We start from the raw sequence: 4,682 nt of genomic DNA on the forward strand, positions 1-4,682 counted from the left end.
CAGGGGTGTTCCCGCCTGCACGAAGGCTCGTTCCCGTCCCGCTGCGACCCCAAGAGAGACACCATGACCGTAGAATTCACCGCCCTGCCATCCAGCGTCCACGAGCCCGACGAGGCGCAGCCGCCGGGGACGAGCATTACGACCTGCGCAGAAGAGCGGCCCCTGACCGCAGGCGAGACAGCCCTGGCCGTCCCGGGCACACCGATGATCACGCACCAGACCCTCCACGGCCCCCTCGACGTGCCCGCCCTGCGCGCGGCAGTCGCCGACCTGAGCACCCTGCATCCCGTCCTGACCGCCCGCATCCTGCCCGGCGCGAGCGGCTACATCCTGCGACGTTCCCCCGCCGCTGCGGCACCGGCCCTGCGATGGGCCACGTGGCCTGAGGTCGGCTCCGGCACCGAAAGCGCCGCCGCCCCGTTCTCCGTCGGCAGCCCGCTGCTGCGCGCCACGCTGCACACCCGGTCCAGCCAGAGCCACCAACTCACCCTGGCCCTCAGCCACGCCATCGCGGACGGCACGAGCTTCATGGCCCTTCACGGGACCCTGTGGGAGCGCTACTGCGCCCACACCGCGAGTCTGGCTTCCCAGCTGCCGACGCCGCCCTCTGCTCTGCCCGCTCCCGTCGAGGAGATGTTCACCGGCCGCTTCACCGCCCAGGACATCGCCGACTTCCTCCGGCGCCGCGCCGAACGAATCGACAGCACCGCCTGCGCGCGGATGGCTCCCCTGGCCGCGCTCGAGAGCGGCCCCGGTCACGAACCCGGCATCCACCTGCGCCGTACGGACATCCCCGCCGACCAACTCGCCCGCCTCACCCAGGCGACACGCGACTGCGGGATCTCCCTCCACCACGCGCTGTGCGCGATCACCCTCGCCGCCATCCGCTCGCAGATCCCGGGCCCGCCTCACGCACTGGCCATGACCTTCATGTCACCCGTCGACGTCCGCAGGCGGGCCGGCATTCCCCACGATCGCCTGGTGATGGCAGTGGCCGTGCCCGACATGACCGTGGACGTCACCCCCGACGCGCACCCGCTGACCCTTGGCACCCAGATCTCACAGCAGTTCAGAGCCACCGTCGCAGACGGCAGCATCGACCGGAGCATCGCCGCGATGCCCCAGCTCCTCGCAGAAGCAGGCAACGCCGCGCCCATGACCGCCTTCATCAGCAACGTCATGAACCGCGCCACGCGCGCGCTCCCGCCGGACGAGCTGAACGCCGGCCCGCTTGAGGCCTACACCTACGCTCCCGGGCCCGTACCCGCCGTGTTCTTCACAGACCTTCCCGGCCAGTCAATGGCCTTCACCCTCGCCCTGCCCCGCGCCTGGTACACCGCCGCCCAGACCAACGCCCTCGCCCAGGCCATCAACCGCACCTTCACCCGCGCCTGCAGATAGCGGGGCGGCCTCCCGAAACGGCGTTGTGTGGGGGCAACAAGGCGGGCGTGAAATGGCGGCGGCCGTGGTGACTCTCGCCGAAGGACAGCCGCCTGCCACCGAGCAGTCAGGCGACCGGCGGCCGGGGGCCTCACGCGGGAGCGATGTTCTTCCTCTGCGGGCCCTTCAGCTCTGTGCGAAGCTCCTTACGTTGCTGTTGGGCTGATTCGCTGTCGGCCATCTTCCGCATGCGGGCCGCCAGCAGAAGCCCCTGCCGGGAACCGGCCAAGAGACCCCGCCTCCTGCTCCGGCAGAACAGCCAGGCGAATCGACACCATCTGACTGCCCGCAGCCGGGTGGACCCCCAGGTGCCGCAGGGCACGGGCCCGGTTGCCCAGGTCCAGATCGAGGAGGACCCAAGGGTCCTCGGTCAACGGTTCCCGCGAGTGCTTCGGCATCCGCGCTCGCGTGCAGCGCCCACGGGTCCACCGCCCGCGCGCCGGGGCACAGCGATCCGTTCGGGTGAGAGGAAAACGATCCCGCACGCTGGACGGGTTCCGGCGCCCCTCCACGGAGCGCAAAGATCGCGACTGTCCTGCTTCGCCGCCGGGCCGCAGCCCCCGTTCTGGCCGACGCTATGCGCCGTGGCTGCGAACTCTTGCCCGATCACGAGAAACGGAATCCCTCCATGGGACTGACGACAGCCACGATCGCCGCCGAACTGGAAGCCGCGAACAAAGTCGGTGACCCTAAGGCCGACCAACTGGTCTCCGACCTGATCGACAACAAGGAGGTCGACGGAGTCAACGCCCTGTTCCGGACCATCGGCACCCTCAAGCCCGACCAGGACCTGTCCGAGCTGCCCCCGCGGCTCGCGACGTTCCTCAAGGAGGCCGCGGCCGCACCGCCTGACTGGTCCGAGGCCGATGTCAAGGCAGCCGAAGGCTTCTTCGCCCGCCATCACGGCGAAGTGTCCATGCTCCAAGGCACAGTCGGCCTGATCGGCACCTACCTGTCCCCGACCGGCGCGTTCACCCTGCGCTCAACCGGCCGCCTCGGAGGTGTCGAAGGCCCCGGCCGGAGGCTGTCACAGTCCTCCCGCCTCTTCCTCGACATGGGCAACAAGAACGCCCTGCGCGACGGCACCCTCGCGGCGAACGTGACCAAGGTCCGCCTGGTCCACGCCTCGGTCCGCGCGCTCCACAAGAAGAGCGGCGAGTGGGACTACGCGAAGTGGGGCGAGCCGGTCTCACAGAAGTACACCACCGGCGCCACATGCGTCTTCTCCACCCAGATCATCCAGGCCATGGACCGTCTGGGCGTAGATGTGGCCAAGGACGACGCCAAGGGCTTCATGTGCGCCTGGCACTACGTCAACCACTACCTGGGCACACCCGAAATGTGGCTCCTCCCCAAGGACCCCGACCAGGTCGAGGCCCTGTGGAACCAGGTGCGCGACGATGAGTGGAAGAAGACCGACGACGGCGTCTTCATGACAAAGCAGGCCGTCGACTTCTACAAGAAGTTCTACCCGCCGGGCGTCCACGACGCGTTCATCGCGATGGTCCGCCACGCGTTGTCCGACAAGTACGCGGACATGGCCGGCCTCCCCAAGAGCATCCTGGACGCGGCCGCGAAGCCGATCTCGGCCGGCCACGACCTGATCAGCGGCATCGGCGGCGGCCTCCTCGGCGGCGGCGCCAAGAAGACCGTCGGCGTCAACCCGTACAAGGAGATCCTCGGCATCGCTTCCAAGTCCTTCAACGAGATCCAGAAGTTCGCCCTCACCCACGACCAGGACAACCAGCCCCAGATGCACCAGGAACTCCACGACAACCGCTGACCCGCACCGCGGTCCACCACGCCCTGGCTCTAAAGACGACAAGTGTGGGCTGGCGCCGGGTGCGTTACGACGGCGTCACCATTGGGGTCGCGCACAGCCCGGCCGACATCCGTGTCTTCCTCGCGGCGGCCGGGCTTGAGAACGCGGAGGACGTAGACCTCACCGGACCCCTCTCCCTGAAGCGATCTCCGCGTCCCGGGGGAGGGCGGCTCGCAGGAAACCCGCTCCATGCCAACCCGCAGCCACGCCGGGACGTAGCTAAGGGTGGGGGAGCCAGCCATCGGTGAAGTCGGAGCGCTCCCGTGCGCGCTGCGGCTTCTCCTCGAGGAGCCGGCGGAAGCCTGCCAGGGTGTAGCGCTCCCCGGTGCCCGCTCTGGGACCGGGGATGCCGGCCACGGTGGCCATGCACTGCTGGGGCTGGGGCTGCCAGCCGGTGACCAGCACCCGTAGCCGCATGCGCTCCGCGCGCCGGTGCAGGTTGAGGAGGTGAAGCAGGCCGTCGACGTCCATGGTCGCGACGGCGTGCAGGTCCACCAAGAGGTCTCGCTCGTCCATGGTCACGTAGTCCAGCGCGCGCTGAAGCACTTCTCCCGCACCCTCGTCGAGTTCCCCGGCGGGGCTGATCAGAATCGAGCTGCCGCAGTGCTGGACGTCCACGTTGATCAATGTTCTGCTCCCGTCACCCGAAGGCTCCGGACCTACGGGGCCCCACCCTGGCGCGACGCGGCGTGGAGCTGGCATGCGGCGCGCTGAGGCGCGCGTAGAGGGCCCGGGACAGGGGTTGTACCGAGAGGGGCCTGGACCGTTGCCTGGAGGGTTGCTTTCAGCGGGGGACCGAGGGTGTGAGCGGAGGTGGGAGCCTCCCAAATCGGACGTGGTCTGTTCTTGCAGGTCAGGCCCCGTGGGCCAGCCGCATAGTGGGCGGTCAGGTTGCCCTCGCCGCCGTGTTGAGTCCCACGTGGGGGCGTACGCGTCGTAGGGCGCGTGGGTCGGCTAGGGCCGGGAAGAGGGAGCGTTGCCACAACGTGATGGCGGTGGTGATCACAGCGTTGGCGGCCGCGTGGGCGACGTTGGCGCTCCCGCCCAGGGCGTGCGGTCGCGAAGAGGACCGCGGAAGCGGCTGCTGCGGACATGAGCGACACCGTTCGTGAGCGAGGCAATCACACGATGGCGCAGCCCAGTTGGACTCCACCCACACGAGAGCGTAAGACTGCAACAACAGGGCCTCCTGGTGCGCTCCGGCTTCGACGACCATGAGCTGAACCGGAGGCCCTGCCTTTATGTGCGCACAAGCGAGAGATCACCCGACAGAGTCGCCACACTCGAACCGATGTCCACCATGATCGGTAAGACAACAGCTTCTAAGAGGTCGTTTTCACCTGGACTGCCCGCTTATCAACAGATTCTCGGAGTGTCGGGCTGCGGTGCAGGTGAGGTTGCAGAGGCGGTCGATGCCTGC

General features: G+C 68.6%; 3 protein-coding genes. 2 read left to right on the top strand and 1 reads right to left on the bottom strand.

Annotated elements, in window-relative coordinates; all coding sequences use genetic code 11:
• The first annotated feature begins 63 nt into the window (after positions 1 to 63).
• Together ACFVX6_RS40550 and ACFVX6_RS40555 are read left to right on the top strand one after the other, a co-directional pair.
• Positions 64 to 1,401: a hypothetical protein gene (locus ACFVX6_RS40550; protein WP_389699595.1), complete on the top strand. Its 1,338-nt coding sequence runs from the start codon at positions 64 to 66 to the stop codon at positions 1,399 to 1,401.
• Between the two features lie 667 nt (positions 1,402 to 2,068).
• Positions 2,069 to 3,223, top strand: a complete 1,155-nt coding sequence (locus tag ACFVX6_RS40555; protein WP_389699596.1) for an oxygenase MpaB family protein — start codon at positions 2,069 to 2,071, stop codon at positions 3,221 to 3,223.
• 258 nt (positions 3,224 to 3,481) lie between these two features.
• On the opposite strand, the gene ACFVX6_RS40560 is transcribed toward ACFVX6_RS40555, so the two are convergent.
• Entirely contained in the window at positions 3,482 to 3,880 is a 399-nt protein-coding gene (locus ACFVX6_RS40560) for an STAS domain-containing protein (RefSeq protein ID WP_389699597.1), read from the bottom strand.
• Positions 3,881 to 4,682 lie beyond the last annotated feature (802 nt).

This window comes from Streptomyces sp. NPDC058289, from assembly GCF_042880975.1.
In the GTDB taxonomy this organism is placed as follows: domain Bacteria; phylum Actinomycetota; class Actinomycetes; order Streptomycetales; family Streptomycetaceae; genus Streptomyces; species Streptomyces stoeckheimensis.

What these genes read in the sequence shown, in the direction of transcription:
- ACFVX6_RS40555 (WP_389699596.1), top strand. Translation starts at nt 2,069, where the DNA reads ATGGGACTGACGACAGCCACGATCGCCGCCGAACTGGAAGCCGCGAAC.
- ACFVX6_RS40550 (WP_389699595.1), top strand. Translation starts at nt 64, where the DNA reads ATGACCGTAGAATTCACCGCCCTGCCATCCAGCGTCCACGAGCCCGAC.